Here is an 18,274-nt window from a genome sequence, read left to right as displayed (position 1 = left end):
AAAGGATTCGCGCCAACCGGCGGACGAGCGTTCGTTGCCTTTAGGCTTGCGTGCCAATATGCTGTATAAAAATACAGTGGCACGGCCTGGCGCCGCACACTAAGGAAAGGGACGTGATCAACATTCAACAACTCAAGAGCAGCGTGAATCACATGTCACCGGAAACGGTGTTCGAAGCGGTGCTCGATCTACGCCTCGATGGCCTGGTCATGGAGAGCAAAACGCCCTTTGGCAAGCTTCACTTCAACACCTGTTTTGCCGAGATCGAGGCATTGTTTCAGCGCGCCGGCTACCACCAGCGGCTGGATGTGATGGGGTTCCAGGGGCAAGCCTATGCGCTGTTCGACCCCGCCCGCTGGGAAGCGGTAGACGTGCTGCGCTGGCTGGAGCGCCATGCCAGGGCATTGGCCGCGGGCCAGAAGCAGAGCGTGGTGCTTTAACCCTGTGGCCGGGCAAGGGATAATCCCGCCCCCGCCAACCAGGAAACCCCCATGCCCGCGCCATCCTTCATTCCCTCCGCGTCCCAGGCCAGTACCGTAGTGCTGCCACCGGGGGCCTGGGTGACCGTGCTGGACTGCCTTGTCGCCCGCTTCCCGGCTATCAGCCGCGCTCAGTGGGAAAGCCGTTTCGCGCGCGCTCGGGTGCTGGACGAACGCGGCTCGCCACTTACGCCGGAACACCCGTACCGGCAAGGGCTGCGAGTGCATTACTACCGTGAGGTATCGCAGGAGCGCCCCATTCCGGTACAGGAGCGGATCCTTCACCTGGACGATCACCTGCTGATCGCGGACAAACCCCACTTCTTGCCGGTAACGCCCGCGGGGGAGTTTGTGGAAGAAACCCTCCTGCGTCGGCTTATCCGCGAAACAGGCAATCCTCATCTGGTGCCGCTGCACCGTATTGACCGGCACACCGCTGGCCTGGTGATGTTTTCCACCAACCCGGACAGCCGGGGGCCTTATCAGCAGCTGTTTCCCACGCGCCGCATAGATAAAGCATACGAAGCCATTGCTCCAGCGCTACCCGGTATCGCGTTCCCTCACACCCGCCATAGCCGGATCGTGCGCGGCGAACCTTTTTTCCGGATGCGTGAAGCCGACGGGGCGCCCAACAGCGAAACACGCCTTGAGGTCATCGACGCAAGCCGTGAGCTGTGGCATTACCGGCTGTTTCCCATTACCGGGCGTACCCATCAGTTGCGGGTGCACATGGCCGGGCTGGGCGCGCCCATCTGCAACGACCCCTTCTATCCATCGGTGGCCCCTGCAGGGGAGCCGGACGATTACACCCGCCCACTGCAGTTGTTGGCACGGTCGCTTGCTTTTGACGATCCGTTGAGCGGAGCGCGCCGGGCGTTCGAGAGCGCGCTGAGCCTGAGCACGGTATAAGCCCTTCGGGCGCGCTGGCTTAATAATTACTTACAGCTTTTACACACTTCTTTGTCTTAAAACGCCCGCTTGGCTTTAGCATGGCGGCACTTGTTCCGGAGTGCCGTGATGCCGTTGTCTACCCGTTGCGCCCTGACCTGCTTGTTGATGAGCATATGCATGGCAATGCTCGCAGGTTGCGAGAAGCCGTCGGCATCAGCCGAACCGGCGCCACCTCCGCAAATCGCAGTCGAAACCGTGAGGCCGCAACCGCTCACGCTCACCACTGAACTCAATGGACGGCTGGTATCGCCGCGCACGGCCGAGGTTCGGGCACGTGTCGCCGGCATCGTGCTCAAACGGGTGTATCGCGAAGGTAGCGACGTGAAGCAGGGCGACGTGCTGTTCCTGATCGATCCCGCCCCGCTCAAGGCGGATGTGGACAGCGCTGCGGCGGGCCTGCAGAAGGCCGAGGCCAACCGTTACCAGGCCAGGCTGCAGGCCGAACGCTACGCAGCGCTGGCTAAGTTCGATGCCGTGAGCCGGCAGGAGGCTGAGAACGCCCAGGCGAGCTACCTGCAGGCCGAGGCGGATGTTGCCGCCAATCGGGCAGCCCTCGAACGGGCTCGCCTGAACCTTGGCTATGCCACTGTAACAGCGCCGATTTCAGGGCGTACCAGCAAGGCATTGGTGACTGAGGGCGCCCTGGTGGGCCAGGGTGATAGCACTGCGTTGGCGACCATCCAGCAACTGGAGCCGATCTACGCGGACGTGAATCAGACGACCCGTCAGGTCACTGAGCTGCGGCGTTCTCTGCAGAACGGTCAGGTGCAAGCGTTGGAGCAGGGACGAATCAGCGCAACGCTGCTTCAGGAGGACGGCTCGGAGTATCCGCTCAAGGGCCACTTGCTGTTTTCTGACCTCACGGTAGACCAGGGCACAGGGCAGATAACCCTTCGCAGCCAGTTCCCCAACCCGCTCAAGGAATTGCTCCCGGGGAGCTTTATCCGTGTGCGCCTGGACCAGGCACGAAGCAGCCAAGGTATTACCGTTGCACAGCGGGCCGTTCAACGCGATGCGGCCGGCAAGGCATTCGTGCTGATCGTCGACATTGAGAACAAAGTGCGGGAGAGGCCGGTGGAGTTGGGTGCTGTGCAGCAAAACCGTTGGATAGTGCAGGCCGGGTTGGGCGCCGGCGACCGGGTAGTCGTCGAAGGGCTGCAGCACGCCCAGGCAGGGATGGTGGTTCAGGCACAGGAAGCCACTTTGGCAATCGCGCCCGGGGAGCGACGCTGATGGCGCAGTTTTTTATCGGGCGGCCGGTGTTCGCCTGGGTGATTGCGCTGTTTATTGCACTTGCCGGGTTGCTCGCGCTTCCCAACCTGCCGGTGGCCCAGTACCCAAGTGTTGCACCGCCACAGATCGAACTTACGGCTACCTATCCCGGTGCCTCTGCCCAAACCATCGATGAAAGCGTGGTGAGCCTGATCGAACAGGAGCTCAACGGCGTTGACCACCTCTTGTACTTCAGTTCCAGCAGCAGCCAGAACACCGCGACCATTACCGTGACCTTCCAGCCCGGTACCAACCCGGAACTCGCCAAGGTCGATGTGCAGAACCGCCTCAAGGTAGTAGAGCCGCGGTTGCCTCGCGCGGTCACTCAACAAGGCTTGCAGATCGAGGAAACCTCCGCCGGGTTTCTGCTGTTTGCCACGCTGACTTCCACGGATGGGCGGCTGGACGAGATCGCGCTCAGTGATTACCTGGCCCGTAACGTGGTGAACGAACTACGGCGCCTGGATGGGGTAGGCAAGGTGCAGTTGTTCGGCTCGGAGCGCGCCATGCGCATTTGGGTGGACCCTCAGAAGCTCATCGCTTACAACCTCACCCCCGGCGACGTCAGCCAGGCCATCGCCGCTCAGAACATCCAGGTATCCGCTGGCGCTGTAGGTGACCTACCTTCGCCCGCTGGCCAAGAGGTTACCGCCACGGTGAAGGTCATGGGGCAGCTGAGTACACCTGAGGACTTCTCGGCAATCGTGCTCAAGGCCAACCCCAACGGTTCGGCCGTGGCCCTCGGCGACGTGGCTCGGGTAGAGGTGGGCGCGCAGAACTATAACTTTGCGACCCGCCTGAACGGCAATGCATCCGTAGCGCTGGGCGTACAGCTGGCGCCTGCGGGGAACGCCATGAGCACCGCGACGCATGTGCGGGACAGGCTCGACGAGCTGTCGCGGTATTTCCCGGCGGGGGTGAAATACGACATCCCCTACGACACAGCGCCCTTCGTGAAGATTTCCATCACCAAAGTGATCCATACCTTGCTCGAAGCAATGGTGCTGGTATTCGTGGTGATGTTCGTTTTCCTCCAGAACATCCGCTACACACTGATCCCGGCACTGGTCGTGCCTGTGGCGTTGCTGGGCACATGTGCAGCCATGCTGCTGCTCGGGTTCTCCATCAACGTGCTCACCCTGTTCGGCATGGTGCTGGCCATCGGTATCCTGGTGGACGATGCGATCGTGGTGGTGGAAAACGTAGAGCGGCTGATGGTGCAGGAAGGGTTAACCCCAAAAGACGCCACCCGCAAGGCGATGACGGAAATCAGCGGTGCGATCATCGGTATTACCCTAGTGCTGACGGCCGTGTTTGTTCCCATGGCCTTCATGCCTGGCTCGGTGGGGGTGATCTACCAACAGTTTTCGCTCTCGATGGCAGTGGCCATCCTGTTTTCAGCGTTCCTGGCGCTCAGCCTTACGCCAGCGCTATGCGCCACGGTCATCAAGCCGTTGCCCGCGGGCGCGCACCACGAAAAACGAGGGTTCTTTGGCGGCTTCAATCGCCGCTTCGATCGCATCAACCAGCGGTATGAGGGTTGGGTGCGCAGCGCGGTGAACCGCGTAGGGCGGTACATGCTGGTGTTCGCCTTGCTGTGCGTACTGATGGCCGTGCTCTTCGTCCGCTTGCCGGCCTCCTTCCTGCCCACCGAGGACCAAGGCTATACCATCACCGACATCCAGCTGCCGCCCGGCGCCAGTCAGGCCCGGACCATCGAGGTGGCACGCACGATCGAAACCCACAATGCGCAGGAACCGGGCGTGGACAACACGGTGATGATCCTCGGGTTCAGCTTCTCCGGCAGCGGGCAAAACGCGGCCCTGGCATTCACTACGCTCAAGGACTGGTCCGAACGCGCCGCCGGGGATTCGGCCCAGGCCATTGCGGACCGGGCCAGTGCCGCCTTTTCCAACTTGAGGGACGCAATGGCCTTCAGCCTGTTGCCGCCTCCGGTGGAGGGGCTGGGCACGTCGGGCGGGTTCGAAGTAAGGCTTCAGGATCGCTCGGGGCAGGGGTACGACGCGCTGCGCCAGGCACGCAATGAACTGCTCGGCAAGGCCATGCAAAGTGCGCGGCTTCAGAACGTGCGGGAAGCCTCGCTGGCGGAAGCGCCACAGGTCAACATCGAGGTGGACCGCCAGCAAGCCAATGCCATGGGTGTTTCCTTCACTGATATCGCCAGCGTGCTGTCCATTGCCGTGGGCTCCGCCTATGTCAACGACTTCCCCAATGCGGGGCGGATGCAACAGGTGATCGTGCAGAGCGAAGGCGAGCATCGCCAACAGGTCGAGGATCTGCTTCGGCTGGAAGTAAGGAACGGCCAAGGGCGGATGGTGCCGGTATCCGCCTTCGCCAAGGCAGTATGGGAGCGGGCCCCGGCTCAGCTCAATCGCTACAACGGCTACCCTGCGGTCAGCCTGTCTGGCGAGCCGTCTGCGGGCTACAGCACTGGCCAGGCCATGGAGGAAATGGAACGGCTTGCGGCTGGCCTACCCAAGGGCTTCACCCTCGAGTGGACTGGCCTGTCGTTGCAGGAGCGCCTTTCCTCGGGCCAGGCACCACTGCTGCTGGGGCTGTCCATGCTGGTGGTGTTCCTGTGCCTGGCCGCCCTCTACGAAAGCTGGGCTATCCCCGTCGCTGTGTTGCTGGTAGTGCCAGTGGGTGTGGTGGGGGCAGTGCTTGCCGTCACCCTGCGGGGCATGCCCAACGACGTGTTCTTCAAGGTGGGCCTGATTACCCTTATCGGGTTGTCTGCCAAGAACGCCATTCTTATCGTCGAGTTCGCCAAAAGCCTGCATGAACAGGGCATGGGCCGCGTGGAAGCCGCCGTCCAGGCTGCGCGGCTACGCTTGCGGCCGATTGTGATGACGTCGCTGGCATTCATCCTCGGGGTAGTGCCGCTGGTATTCGCCACCGGGGCCAGCTCGGCCAGCCAGCAGGCCATTGGTACGGGGGTGATCGGGGGAATGCTCACCGCTACGTTTGCCGTCGTGTTCGTACCCGTGTTTTTCGTGCTGGTAATGAGCGTTGTGGACAGGCGACGACACAAGGCCGAGCCGGTAGCCGGCCTGGATTGACACCTGGAGCCAGCCGCTACACTTCCAGCTTTGATCTCACCGAGAGTACAAGCAATGGCAGTGTTCCAGGCTAGCGATTACGGCGCGCTCGGCAACGGGCGCAGCGATGACACTCAAGCCCTGCAAGCGGCAATTGATGCAGCGGCCGCGGCGGGCGGCGGAACGGTCCGGCTGACCGCCGGCACCTACATCATCAGTGGCGACAACGGCGGGCCTGCCCTGACGCTGCCCGCCAATGTGATCATCGAGGGCCCGGCCGGCTATGGTACCGAGGTGGTGCTCAAGCTTGCGGCGGGGGCGCAGGATACCAGCGCCCTCCTGAGCAGTACCGGAGACAACGCGGGCGCACGCTTTCTGACCCTTGACGGCAACCGCAGCAACACCAGCGGCGAGGTGAGCGGGTGGGTAAACGGCGACAGCAGCGGCGTGGTGCTGGACCGGGTTGTGGCGCAGGAATTATCCGGCTATGGCCTGGACCTTCGCGGGGAGGGCAGCCAGGTCACGGTTACCCGAGCCTATGTGCAGAACAACGGCAGCGACGGCATCGTCGCGTCAGGGCTGGTGGATAGCCAACTGAGCGATACCATTGTGCGCCACAACGATGGCAATGGCCTGAACCTGACCGGCCCATTGGCGGTGGCGGACCTTACCAGCACGCAGAATGCGGGTAATGGCGTGCTGCTGCAGGGCGCAGGCGCCAGCCTAGTGGGAGGCAGCATCAGCAGTAACGGCCTGGACGGCGTGCACTTGAACGGTACCGAGAGCGCCAGCCTGCAATACATCACCCTCACGGGCCGCCAGGGCACGCTGATTCAGGCAGACGGCGCCGAAGGAACGGTACTGGCCCACAATCAGTTTCTGCTCAGCGGCACTGCTACTGCCGTGGCGCTGGAGAGCAGCACTTCCACACAGGTGAGCGAAAACGCCTTCCTGAACTGGCTGGCGAGCGACGGTAACGCAACCCCTGCCAGCCTGGTCGAAACCGGCCAGAGCGATGCCACGCAGGTGGCGGGCAACTACGTGGCACCGGGCATTGGCGCGCTAGTCGTCGAAGGTGCCGACAGTATGCTGCTCACCAATACCTCTACGTTGTTCAGCCATGGCACTGCACAAGCGGACACCATCGGCTACTACAGCACCACGTTACCGGTGGATCGCGTAATAGACGGGGGCGCGGGAGATGACCGGATCAACGCAGGCGTGGGCGACATTACGCTGATCGGCGGCGAGGGCAGGGATGTGCTGTGGGGGACCGGTACCCATGAAGGCAGCGTGACCTTCCGTTACCAAGGCCTTGCAGACAGCTACCGCAGCGCAACCACAACGTACGCCGACCAGCTACGCGGTTTCAATGCAACCACCGACAAGATTGACCTGACCAGCCTGGGCTTCACCGGCCTCGGGGATGGCCACGATGGCACCCTGGCGCTGGTGTACAGTGCGGACAAAGGCGTGACCTATCTCAAGAGCTACGACTCCGATGGCGAGGGGCACCGTTTTGAAATTGGCCTGGTGGGCGATTACCGCGGGCTACTCACCGATGACAATTTCCAGACCAGCATCACTGGCACCAATGGCAGCGACACCTTGTATGGCACTACCCAAGGCGAGGAAACCCTGCTGGGCGGCGCCGGCAAGGATAGCCTTTATGGCCGCGGTAGCGCTGACCGCCTGGACGGTGGCGCCAGCGGCGACCGGCTGAGCGGTGGGGCAGGGGCAGATACGTTCGTATTCTCGAGCCTGTCCGAGAGCCAGGTCAGCGCTCAGGGCGGCACCGCTGGCCGCGACCAGATCATCGACTTCGACAGCAATAGCGGCGACCGCCTCGATGTTTCTGCCTTGGGCTTCACTGCGCTGGGTGACGGCACTGGCACCACGCTGCGGTTGGCCTATGACAGCGCGAATGACCTGACCCGGCTGTATTCGGCCCAGGCAGCCAGCGATGGCGAACATTTCGAAGTCGCGGTGAATGGCAACCAGGTGGCTGCGCTGCAACTCGGCGGGATCGACTTCACCTGGGTCGATCAGGGACGCGTGGTCGTCGACTCCCCCGTCGAGAGCCTGTATCAGACCGGAACCGCTGCGGCCGATTCAATGACCGGCGGCAATGCGTCGGACGTGCTGAGCGGCGGCGCTGGCGATGATCGGCTGGCGGGCGGTGCCAACCGCGACAGCCTCACCGGCGGAGAAGGGAGCGACCGACTTACCGGTGGCAGCGGCGACGACTTTTTCTACGTGTCTTCGATCTCCGAAAGTTACCGCACGGCCAACAGCAGCCACAGTGATCTCATCACGGATTTCGCCCAAGGCAATGACCGGCTGGTGCTCAGCGGCCTGGGTTATACCGAACTGGGCGATGGTACCCACGGCACGTTGAACGTGAGCTACAACGCCACGCTGGACCGTACCTACCTGCGGGACTTCACGGTCGATGATCAGGGGCGCTCATTTCAACTCACTTTCGTAGGGGACCAGACCGCAACGCTGACGTACAACCATATCGAGTGGGGCCCTGCCACCGTAACTGCAGACCTGACACTCCTAGGGCAGGCAGCCAGCGACTTGGCTTGATCCTACGGGTTACCCCCTGCGCGCCCTGGCGCCGGGGCTGCGGTGCATTGATCGCATATACGCATCAATTCATGAGAAATGAACGCTTATCCGTGCTGCAAATCTGGCAGAGAATCCTTGCAACAAGCGCTTACAAACATTCCAAAAGTCGCTGGAGAATAATATGCAAGGGTCCACTACCTCGGCGCCTGCCGGTAAGTCCAAAGCGGGAGCGGTGTTCCGGGTCACCTCCGGAAATTTCCTCGAGCAGTTCGATTTTTTCCTCTTCGGCTTTTATGCCACGCAAATTGCCGCTGCGTTTTTCCCTGCGTCCAATGAGTTTGCTTCATTGATGATGACCTTCGCCGTCTTCGGCGCCGGCTTCCTCATGCGACCGCTCGGCGCAGTGATCCTGGGCGCGTACATCGACGACGTGGGCCGCCGGAAGGGGTTGATTGTCACCCTGTCGATCATGGCCAGTGGCACCTTGCTGATCGTGCTGGTACCCGGGTACGCCAGCATCGGCCTATGGGCGCCGGCGCTCGTGCTGCTGGGTCGGCTGCTTCAAGGCTTCTCGGCAGGCGCGGAACTTGGCGGTGTGTCGGTTTACCTGGCTGAAATGGCCACACCGGGCCGCAAGGGCTTTTATGCGAGCTGGCAGTCAGCCAGCCAGCAGGTGGCGATCGTGGTGGCTGCGGCCCTTGGCTATGCCCTCAACCAATGGATGGCGCCGGCGGACATCGCCGCATGGGGCTGGCGCGTTCCGTTTGCGGTTGGCTGCGTGATTATCCCGTTCATTTTCCTGCTGCGCCGCAGCCTGGCGGAGACCGAAGCCTTTCAGGCCCGTACCCACCGGCCTACCATGAAAGCCGTGTTCCGGACCTTGCTGGACAACGCCGGGATCGTGATCCTGGGCATGCTGATGGTGGCCATGACCACCACAGCGTTCTACCTCATTACGGTGTATGCACCCACGTTCGGTAAATCCGTTCTGCAATTGAGCACCGCCGATGCGCTGATGGTGACGCTGCTGGTCGGCGTGTCGAACTTCTTCTGGCTGCCTATCGGCGGCATGCTCAGCGACCGCTTCGGCCGCAAGACGCTATTGGCCGCCATGTCGTTGCTCGCTGCCATCACCGCCTACCCGGCCCTGTCGTACCTGGCCCAACAGCCGAGCTTCGCGCATATGCTCGAAGTGTTGCTGTGGCTGTCCTTCCTGTACGGCATCTACAACGGCGCGATGATTCCGGCGTTGACCGAGATCATGCCGGTGGAGGTGCGGGTTGCCGGCTTCTCGCTGGCCTACAGCCTGGCGACCGCCGTGTTCGGGGGGTTCACGCCGGCGATCTCCACTTGGCTCATTCACATCACGGGGGACAAGGCCGCGCCCGCCTACTGGATGATTTTCGCGGCGATCTGCGCGTTCTGCGCCACCCTGGTGCTGTACCGCCGCCTGCGCCTTGGCGCGCCCGTCCCGGCTTGAGCTTGACGTTCACCACACAACAAGGAAGCGCTGCAGATGCATTCTCTGTCCAAATCACTTTCGTTTCTTGCTCTGGCCTGCGCGGTTGTAACGCCTCTGGCATACGCCGAGGAGCTGACGGTCATGACCTCGGGCGGTTTCACCGCCGCTTATCAACGCCTCGGCCCGCAGTACAGCGAGCAGAGCGGCGACACTCTGAAAACCGTGCTGGGCCCGTCCATGGGCAAGGCGCCGGAAGCCATCCCCAACCGGCTGGCTCGCGGGGAGCATGCCGATGCTGTGATCATGGTGGGGTATGCACTGGATGAGCTGATCAAACAAGGCGAGGTCGATCCCGCCTCCCGCGTTGAACTGGCCGATTCGCGTATCGGCATGGTGGTCAGGGCGGGTGCTGGAAAGCCCGCTATCGGCACGGATGCCGAACTGAAACAAACGCTGCTCAAGGCCCAGTCCGTGGCCTATTCGGACAGTGCCAGCGGCGTGTATATCGAAAAGGAGCTGTACAAGAAGCTGGGTATCCAGGACCAGCTGGTACCCAAAAGCAAGATGATCGAGCGCATCCCCGTGGCGTCGGTCGTGGCCACCGGCGATTACCAGGTGGGGTTCCAGCAGGTTGCCGAGCTGTTGCCGGTACCTGGCGTCACCTTTGTGGGCAAGATCCCGGAGGACGTGCAGTCCGTTACCCGCTTTGCCGGTGGGGTGCCAGTGAATGCCGAGCACCCGGCTCAGGCTCGCAAATTGCTGCAATACCTTGCCTCGCCGCAAGCGCAGGCGACGGTGCAAAAAACAGGGCTGGATTCAGTCTCCCGCTGAGCTTTCAGGCAATAGCCGAACCAGGCGTTCGAGTTCGAGCGCCGCTGGGGTGAGGGTACGCCCGCGACGCTTGAGCAGGCCCATCTGGCGTACCACTTCAGGCTCCACCAGCGCCACGCTGGCCAATATAGGGTGCGGGGACACGGGCATCGCGATGGAGGGCACCGCGGCGATGCCCAGGCCTGCCTCTACCAAGCCCAGTACGGTTGTGACATGCCTGGCCTCGCAGATGCTTTCCCTGGCCGGCGTGAGGTGGCGCAGGGCGCGGTCCAGCACCAGGCGGTTGCCCGAGCTCTTGGATAACGCAATGTATTCATGCTCGTAGGCCTGTGCCCAGGTCACCTGCTCCAGCGCGGCCAATGGGTGATCCCGACGACAGGCGATCACGTAGCGCTCTTCGAGCAATGGGCTGAACTCCACTTCCGGCGCAAGATTACCGCTGAAACTCACCCCGAAATCAGCTTCTCCCGACACGACCGCCGCACTCACTTCATTGGCCGAGGCGTCTACCAGTCGCACCTTGATCCTGGGGTACTGAGAGTGAAAACGCCGGATGGCATGGGGCATGAAGTAATACGCCGCCGACGGCACGCAGGCGATCACGAGCGTACCGGTGCGCATGGCGCTGCCGTCGCCGATGCTTAGCAGGGCGAGGTCCAGATCATCGAGCAAGCGTTCCACCTGGGGCAGGAACGCCCGGCCCATGTTGGTGAGCGACACCTTGCGGGTGGTGCGCTCGAACAGCTTTACACCCAGGGCGGTTTCCAGCTTTTCGATCCGGCGGCTCAAGGCCGACTGGGTAATGCGAACGGCTTCGGCGGCACGACGGAAATTGCCGGTTTCCACCACGGCGCGGAAGGCCTGAAGGTCGTTCAGATCGAAGTTGATGCTCACGGACGGTATTCACTGATCGGCAGAGGGGCAGGGCGGCATTGTACCGTTTCCCGAGCGCCCCCTTGGACGTCCGAGCTATGAACATCTTGCGGTATCCCCCCGGGGGGGATAGGCTGCGCGTCAGAACATTTACGTAGACTCCCGCCATGAGCGCTCGCGATTCATCGCATGCACACCCCCATCAAACCCACAAGGCCATCGTGAAACGGCTCAAGCGAGCGGATGGCCATTTGCGCAGCATCATTGCCATGATCGAAGAAGGCCGGCCCTGCGTAGACATCGCCCAGCAGTTGCATGCTGTCGAGAAAGCGGTGTGCCAGGCCAAGCGCACCTTGATCCAGGACCACATCGATCACTGCCTCGAAGACACCGTCACCGCCCTCGAGCGCGGCGAGCGCGCGCCGCTCGACGAATTCAAGCAAATCACCAAATACCTCTAGGTTTCCCATGGCCAATCTTGCACAACTCCTCCAGCAGGGCGGTGCCCACGCCTGGCTGTATTTTCCCAGCGCTATCCTCCTTGGCGCGCTTCACGGGTTGGAACCGGGCCATTCCAAGACCATGATGGCGGCCTTCATTGTGGCGATTCGCGGCACTGTGAAACAGGCGGTGCTGCTGGGGCTTGCCGCGACGATTTCCCATACCCTGGTGGTATGGTTGGTGGCGATTGGCGGCATGTATCTGGGGCAGGGCCTGGATGCCGAGGCCACCGAGCCCTGGTTCCAGCTGGCGTCGGCGGTGCTGATTATCGCCATCGCCTCGTGGATGCTATGGCGTACCTGGCGAGGCGAAAGGGCGTTCAGGCATGGCCACGGCGATGATCATCACCACCATGACCATGACCATGACCATGACCATGACCATGACCATGACCATGACCATGACCATGACCATGACCATGGGCCGCTGGCGCTGAGCGAAGACGGCTACCAGGACGCTCATGAGCGTGCCCACGCTGATGACATCCGCAAGCGATTCACCAATCGTGAGGTCACCACACCCCAGATCATCCTCTTCGGCCTTACCGGTGGGCTGATCCCTTGCCCGGCGGCCATTACCGTACTGCTGCTGTGCCTGCAGGTGAAGGAAGTCGCGCTAGGCGGCATGCTGGTGCTGTGCTTTAGCATCGGGCTGGCGCTCACCCTCGTTGCGGTAGGCAGCGCTGCCGCGGTAGGCGCCAGGCACGCGTCCGACCAATGGCCATGGCTGGGAACGGTCGCCCGGCGCGCACCCTACCTGTCCAGCATCGTCATGATTGCCGTGGGGGTGTACATGGGGCTTCATGCCTGGGTTGGGCTCAGCGCCTGAGGCCTGGCCTGAACTTTTGCAGGGGTTGCCCACTCAGTTTCTGGATCCCGGCCCTGTTCCGTTCAGCTCGTAGTCGAGCGGTGCCCTTCCTACCCCGAGTATTCAAGGAACCCCGCTACCATGGCGACGACGTTTAACGTGTTGGACTACGGCGCCAAGGGCGACGGTGTGAGCGACGATACCGCAGCCATCCAGGCCGCTATCAATGCCGCGGCGAAAGCGGGTGGCGGCGAAGTGTATCTGCCAGAGGGTACCTACATCGTCAGCGGCCCGAATAGCGATGGCGGTTGCCTGACCCTCAAAAGCAACGTTGTGCTCAACGGTGAACGCCTAGGCCTCACCACGCTCAAGCTGGCTGACGATTCCAGCGCCGATATGGCGGGGCTGATCCATACCGTAGCCAACGCCAACACTTCGAACGCGACCATCAGCAACCTCACCCTGGACGGCAACAAGGCCAACACCAGCGGGACGGTTGACGGCATCGTCACCGGTAGCGCGACCGGTGACACAGCGCATACCACCGGGCTCACCATTGCTGGTGTGGAAATGCAGAACTTCAGTGGAGACGGGCTACGCGCCCAAGCGCTCACTACGTACTCGCAGGTGTTCGACAGCCTGGCTCATGACAACGACGGCGATGGCTTTGCCACCGAGTTCAAGGTTGAGCCGGTGCGCCCTGACGACATTACGTTCACCGACAACAAGGCCTACGGTAATGGTGGTGACGGGTTCGATGTGGTCGCGGGCTCCGGTAACTTCAGCCCCTTTACGTTCTCGAGCAACGACGCTTACGACAACGCTGGCAACGGTATCTTGCTGACGGGTGTGGCGTCCCAGCATCTGTATGTCCAAGGCGGCATCGTTGGAGGCACCGTGTATGGCAACGGTGGTGCTGGCATTCAGCTTCAGGGGTTCCAGGGCATTGGTGTAAGCCATACCGAGGTCTATGACAACGGCAAGCAAGGCATTGCCCTGCTCGGCACCGACTATGCGGCGGTTTACCAGAACTACATTCACGACAATGCGCAGGGTGGTGCCGCCGCCGAGATCCTTGTGGATACCTTTACCAACGCTGAAGGGCAAACCTACGCCGCGGACAAAAACTACGACCTGGTCGACAACGTCATTGTCGGCAGCGACCAATCCACCTACGGGCTGGAGGATCGCTCTGGCGCCGAAGGCTCCTATTACCGTCCGTTCTACGGCAACGTCATCAGTAATACGCAACAAGGGCAGGTAATCAGTGACCTTGATCATGTGAGCACGTATTCGCAAAAAACCACGTTTACGTTCGTGGGCAGCAATGGCGCCGACCACCTTGTGGGTACGCCGAGCGCGGAAGTGATGCACGCGGGGCGCGGCCGCGACGTGTTAGTGGGCGGTGCTGGCGACGATGTGCTGGACGGCGGGCAGGGCGCAGACCGCCTTACCGGGGGTGCCGGCGACGATGTGTTTGTGTATGCCCGCCGGCAGGACAGCTACGCGAGTGCCGCCGGCAATACCCATGACCGTATCCTGGATTTCGACTCGGCTCACGATCAGCTGGACCTCACGGCACTTCGCCTGAAAGGGCTGGGGGATGGCCACAACGGCACCTTGTTGCTCAGCTATGACAGCAGCAACGACACCACCTACCTGCAAAGCCTGGACTCCGACGCCGATGGCTACCGCTTCAAGCTGGCGCTCAGCGGCGACTACCGGGGCAGCCTCACCGACGCCAACTTCTACGGCCGTTGGGACGGCAGCAGCCATGCCGACACATTCACCACCACACGTGAGGGCGGCGCATTGCTGGTAGGGCGAGCGGGGGACGATACCCTTGGCGGTGGCTCGGGCGACGACCGCTTGGAAGGTGATGCCGGCGCCGACCGGCTGACAGGTGGAGACGGGCACGACACCTTCGTTTACAAGGCACTGAGCGACAGCTATGTGAACGACACCGACGGTACCCGCCACGTCGACCTGCTGACGGACTTCAGCCAAGGGCAAGGCGACCTCATCGACGTTTCGGCGTTAGGCTTCACGGGTATTGGCAACGGCCACAATGGCACGTTGACCTGGTCTTATGACAATGACACCGGGTTGACCACGATCGAATCCCTTGACGCCGATGCTGCGGGAAATCGCTTCGCCCTCACGCTGCTCACGGGCTTTCTGAACGATGGCCGAGGCACCACCGCTGACGCCTTCACCTTCGCACCCTCCACGCCCGATCCCAATGCCGTGCAAGAGTGGGCAGGCGTCTCAGGCTCCTCTGGCAGCCCTCTGGATGAACGTGTGCTGGGTAGCGACAACTTCGATGCCCTGTGGGGCGGTGCCGGTGACGATGTGCTGATTGGCGGTGGCGGTTCCGATCAGTTGCATGGCGAAAGCGGCGCCGACACCTTCGTGTACCAGAAGGTCAGCGACAGCTACCATGGCGCCGCTGATCTGATCGGGGACTTTCTGTTCAGCGACTTTCTGGTATCAGCGGACCGTATCGACGTATCCGCACTAGGTTTCACCGGGCTCGGCGACGGCAATAACGGCACCTTGAAGCTGTCCTATAGCGCTACTACCGACCGTACCTACGTACAGTCCAACGAGGCTGACAGCGACGGCCACCGGTTCGAAGTAGCGCTGGCGGGCGATTTCCGGGAAACCCTTACGGCCGGGAACTTCGTCTTTGCCCCAACGGCGACTGCGCCTGTGGAGGTTCAGGGCGCTGACGTTGCGATTCTCGGAGTGGCGCATGTTGATCAGGCGCATATTGCTTGACCCTTGTGTGCAAGCTTGAGCCTCAGGCATTCAGGACAATTGCTTGCCAGAGGCGGTGGTATCCATGCTGCCCATAGCAGAGGGGGCGAGGAAGGTGATCATCACCACATTAGCCACTACCTGGCTTGGCCTCACCGCCTGAGGCCTGTGCATGTTCGAAATCACCAGCTACTTCGGCCTGTTCCTGGCGGCATTCGGCGCCGCAACCCTGCTGCCTATGCAATCGGAGGCCGTGCTTGCGGGCATGTTGCTCTCGGGCGCTTATGCGCCACAGTTATTACTGGGCGTGGCCACGGTGGGGAATGTGTTGGGCTCGGTGGCGAATTGGCTGCTTGGCCGAGGTGTCGAGCGCTTCCGGCACAAGCGGTGGTTTCCGGTCAGCGAGGGCAAGCTTGCAAAAGCCCAGCGGGCCTACCAGCGCTATGGGTACTGGTCTTTGCTGCTGAGTTGGGTGCCGCTGATAGGTGACCCGCTCACTGTAGTCGCGGGCACCATGCGCGAGCCGCTGTGGCGGTTTCTGCTCATCGTCACGCTGGCCAAAGGTGGCCGCTACCTGCTGCTTGCTGCAATGATCTTGAATAGCCGTTGAGCCGCCGTGGCCGCTACGCCCCAAGGCGCAAGGCTTTCCGAAGTATCGCCAGAACGGTGCTTATCCATCAGCCTTGTCACCTTGCTGCGGCCCTGCCAGAAGCCTATCGAACACGGTGCCTGCCGCGCTCGGCAGGTTATCATCCTCGGGAATGTTTTCCCGCCGCCCATCATGGGGACTGGCTTGGAGAGGGGGTGAGAAGTGGCTGATCAGCACGACGGAGTTCCGCAAACGGCAGACACGGTGGTTGCCTTCTGGAAGCAGGCCGGGCCCAGGAAGTGGTTCAAGAAGAACGCGGCCTTCGATACTACCTTTCGCCACACCTTTTACGACCTGCATTTCATGGCCGCGCGGCGTGAGTTGGACTCATGGATGCGCACTGCCGATGGTGCCTTGGCATTGCTGATTTTGCTGGACCAATACCCCCGCAATGCCTTCCGTGGAACGGCGCATATGTTCGCCACCGATTCTCTTGCGCGTTGCTATGCCGATCAGATGATAGCGGCGGGGATGGACCAAACGGTGGAGCGCGGGTTGCGGATGTTTTGCTACCTGCCGCTTGAACACTCGGAAAACCCGGTGGATCAGGAAAGGTCTGTGCACCTTAATCGTGAACTCGAACCGAACGACTTCAAGTGGGCGCAGGAACACGCACGGATCATTGATCGGTTCGGGAGGTTTCCGCATCGAAATAGGGTGCTGGGTAGGGTGAGTACCTTGGAGGAAGAGGCGTTCTTGAGAGAGGGGGGCTTTGCGGGGTGAGGCTGATACTGGCGATGCTTACCCGCTCTTCGGTTGAATCGGCGCGCTGCGATGAGAGGCAACTGCCCGGTAATCCCAGGTGTCGCCCACTCACCGCATGGGTGACCGTTAACCGGGCAGCTTCACTTGCTTTCCTTGGCGATGGTTCCCAGGCTTGCGTCTTTCACCAGGTAACGGCCCTCGACATCGCTTAGTTGCTTGAGGCTGTTGCGCGCCATGACAACGCCAATTTCCACTTCCTGCTTGAGGTAAACCACTTCACCTGCCTTCACCGTGACGGGCATTTCCGCCCAGTTTTCAGCTTTGGAGCTGATCACGTGCTGGCCGGGAGTGACATAAAAATAGATGTACTGATTGCCCCGGTTGTAGCCCATCTCGGACTCGGCTTCCTTGTCGTCAAGAAACACATTGAAGCGCACCATCATTCCGGCGTTGCTTGGGCGTACAACATATACGAGGCCCTTGTCGCTGATGGCCGGTTTGGGCAGGGTGTATTGGGCCACCTCGGCTTGCATCCGTTCCGGCGAGGGGGACGAAGCGCAACCGTAAAGGAGCGCTACGGAAACAACGGCAGCGGTTTTGCAGAAGGTCTTGAACATGCGTGGGGCTTCCATGCTTAGTGAACGATGTCGACAAAGGTCTAGGCGGCGGTACCTGCCGAACGCGGCGCACCGGCGAAGGGCGTGACGTAGCGAGGCGCAATACTAATGTGCCATCATTCTGGCGTCAAATATCATAATGGTCATCCGTCGAAGCGGCCAGGCAGACCCATCCTGGAGCGGTCGGATTCCTCGCCGATTCGCCCTGAATGAAGACGGTAGACGGCGCATGCGAATTGAGAGCCAAGCGGAGAAACAACAAAGCCCGCACGAGGCGGGCTTTGCAGGTGGTTTCGCAGGCTGTTGAAGACAGCTCGAAACAGGGATTTGGTCGGAGAGACAGGATTCGAACCTGCGGCCTTCTCGTCCCGAACGAGACGCGCTACCTGGCTGCGCTACACTCCGATGAGGGGAAGCATATCGCCGCTCGGCGACGTCTGCAACCCCTTGATACACTGCAACTTATACCGCCGGATCAAGCCGCTGAGCGGCCCCGGTTACAACTCCTTGACGGTGCGAACCTGGTCCTTGTTTACGCGCGTCTGCTTGCCGTCGAGTTGCTCGATTTCATAGAAACCGGTTTCGTCGTCGAACTTGGGCGTGTCAACCGCCTGGATTTCGCGGCCGTCGTTCAAGGTGATGACGGTTGGGGTGGAGCATCCCGCCAGCGCGGCCAGGCCTGCAGCGAGCAAAACAGCGGGAAGGATCCTGTTGGACATTTCGTGTCTCCGGAA

16 protein-coding genes and 1 tRNA gene are annotated in these 18,274 nt (G+C 61.7%); 12 read left to right on the top strand and 5 right to left on the bottom strand.

Translation table 11 applies throughout. The features are described from left to right. Nucleotides 1–113 precede the first annotated feature (113 nt). From AC3Z8Y_RS15385 to AC3Z8Y_RS15355, 7 genes are all read left to right on the top strand, one after another. Complete coding sequence (locus AC3Z8Y_RS15385; protein ID WP_225773144.1) at nucleotides 114–440, top strand: transcriptional regulator; 327 nt, start codon at nucleotides 114–116, stop codon at nucleotides 438–440. A 51-nt stretch (nucleotides 441–491) separates the two neighbouring features. Continuing rightward, nucleotides 492–1,388, top strand: a complete 897-nt coding sequence (locus tag AC3Z8Y_RS15380) for a pseudouridine synthase (protein ID WP_490086555.1) — start codon at nucleotides 492–494, stop codon at nucleotides 1,386–1,388. Nucleotides 1,389–1,547: 159 nt separating this feature from the next. After that, nucleotides 1,548–2,663, top strand: coding sequence for an efflux RND transporter periplasmic adaptor subunit (locus AC3Z8Y_RS15375; protein ID WP_490086554.1), 1,116 nt, complete (start codon nucleotides 1,548–1,550; stop codon nucleotides 2,661–2,663). Next, a complete protein-coding gene (locus tag AC3Z8Y_RS15370; RefSeq protein ID WP_490086553.1) occupies nucleotides 2,663–5,782 on the top strand; it encodes a multidrug efflux RND transporter permease subunit in 3,120 nt (1,039 codons plus the stop codon). Before AC3Z8Y_RS15375 ends, AC3Z8Y_RS15370 begins: the two co-directional genes overlap by 1 nt. A 54-nt stretch (nucleotides 5,783–5,836) precedes the next feature. Beyond that, nucleotides 5,837–8,353 (top strand): M10 family metallopeptidase C-terminal domain-containing protein, encoded by a 2,517-nt coding sequence (locus tag AC3Z8Y_RS15365; RefSeq protein WP_490086552.1) that lies wholly within the window; start codon nucleotides 5,837–5,839, stop codon nucleotides 8,351–8,353. Nucleotides 8,354–8,516: 163 nt separating this feature from the next. Beyond that, nucleotides 8,517–9,815, top strand: coding sequence for an MFS transporter (locus AC3Z8Y_RS15360; RefSeq protein WP_490086551.1), 1,299 nt, complete (start codon nucleotides 8,517–8,519; stop codon nucleotides 9,813–9,815). A gap of 36 nt (nucleotides 9,816–9,851) precedes the next feature. Beyond that, a complete protein-coding gene (locus AC3Z8Y_RS15355; protein ID WP_490086550.1) occupies nucleotides 9,852–10,628 on the top strand; it encodes a substrate-binding domain-containing protein in 777 nt (258 codons plus the stop codon). Here AC3Z8Y_RS15355 and AC3Z8Y_RS15350 read toward each other — a convergent pair. Beyond that, on the bottom strand, nucleotides 10,614–11,522 hold the full coding sequence (locus AC3Z8Y_RS15350) for a LysR family transcriptional regulator (protein ID WP_490086549.1): 909 nt from the start codon (nucleotides 11,520–11,522) through the stop codon (nucleotides 10,614–10,616). The two genes, AC3Z8Y_RS15355 and AC3Z8Y_RS15350, sit on opposite strands and share 15 nt — an antisense overlap. 146 nt (nucleotides 11,523–11,668) lie before the next feature. Between AC3Z8Y_RS15350 and AC3Z8Y_RS15345 the strand changes: the two genes are divergently transcribed. The 3 genes from AC3Z8Y_RS15345 to AC3Z8Y_RS15335 all read left to right on the top strand — a co-directional run bounded on the left by AC3Z8Y_RS15345 (nucleotide 11,669) and on the right by AC3Z8Y_RS15335 (nucleotide 15,590). Next, nucleotides 11,669–11,962, top strand: a complete 294-nt coding sequence (locus tag AC3Z8Y_RS15345) for a metal-sensing transcriptional repressor (RefSeq protein ID WP_490086548.1) — start codon at nucleotides 11,669–11,671, stop codon at nucleotides 11,960–11,962. A gap of 7 nt (nucleotides 11,963–11,969) precedes the next feature. Continuing rightward, a complete protein-coding gene (locus tag AC3Z8Y_RS15340; protein WP_490086547.1) occupies nucleotides 11,970–12,830 on the top strand; it encodes a nickel/cobalt efflux transporter in 861 nt (286 codons plus the stop codon). 120 nt (nucleotides 12,831–12,950) lie between these two features. Continuing rightward, nucleotides 12,951–15,590 (top strand): M10 family metallopeptidase C-terminal domain-containing protein, encoded by a 2,640-nt coding sequence (locus tag AC3Z8Y_RS15335; RefSeq protein ID WP_490086546.1) that lies wholly within the window; start codon nucleotides 12,951–12,953, stop codon nucleotides 15,588–15,590. Between the two features lie 30 nt (nucleotides 15,591–15,620). Here the strand turns inward: AC3Z8Y_RS15335 and AC3Z8Y_RS15330 are convergent, their stop codons facing one another. Further along, nucleotides 15,621–15,743 (bottom strand): hypothetical protein, encoded by a 123-nt coding sequence (locus tag AC3Z8Y_RS15330; protein WP_490086545.1) that lies wholly within the window; start codon nucleotides 15,741–15,743, stop codon nucleotides 15,621–15,623. Here AC3Z8Y_RS15330 and AC3Z8Y_RS15325 point away from each other — a divergent pair. Continuing rightward, entirely contained in the window at nucleotides 15,742–16,179 is a 438-nt protein-coding gene (locus AC3Z8Y_RS15325; protein WP_490086544.1) for a YqaA family protein, read from the top strand. The two genes, AC3Z8Y_RS15330 and AC3Z8Y_RS15325, sit on opposite strands and share 2 nt — an antisense overlap. Before the next feature lie 201 nt (nucleotides 16,180–16,380). Next, nucleotides 16,381–16,941 carry a DUF924 family protein gene (locus tag AC3Z8Y_RS15320; protein ID WP_490086543.1) on the top strand — a complete coding sequence of 187 codons (561 nt, stop codon included), beginning with the start codon at nucleotides 16,381–16,383 and terminating at the stop codon, nucleotides 16,939–16,941. Nucleotides 16,942–17,063: 122 nt separating this feature from the next. Here AC3Z8Y_RS15320 and AC3Z8Y_RS15315 read toward each other — a convergent pair whose 3' ends face one another. From AC3Z8Y_RS15315 to AC3Z8Y_RS15305, 3 genes are all read right to left on the bottom strand, one after another. Beyond that, a complete protein-coding gene (locus AC3Z8Y_RS15315; protein ID WP_181120756.1) occupies nucleotides 17,064–17,456 on the bottom strand; it encodes a DUF2846 domain-containing protein in 393 nt (130 codons plus the stop codon). A gap of 412 nt (nucleotides 17,457–17,868) precedes the next feature. Continuing rightward, nucleotides 17,869–17,945 (bottom strand) — tRNA-Pro (locus AC3Z8Y_RS15310). Between the two features lie 92 nt (nucleotides 17,946–18,037). Further along, nucleotides 18,038–18,259: a YgdI/YgdR family lipoprotein gene (locus AC3Z8Y_RS15305; protein ID WP_490086542.1), complete on the bottom strand. Its 222-nt coding sequence runs from the start codon at nucleotides 18,257–18,259 to the stop codon at nucleotides 18,038–18,040. Nucleotides 18,260–18,274: the final 15 nt, after the last annotated feature.

This window comes from Pseudomonas sp. 3MAES_34.3B (assembly GCF_058145875.1).
This window is presented reverse-complemented; position numbering and strand designations above follow the sequence as displayed.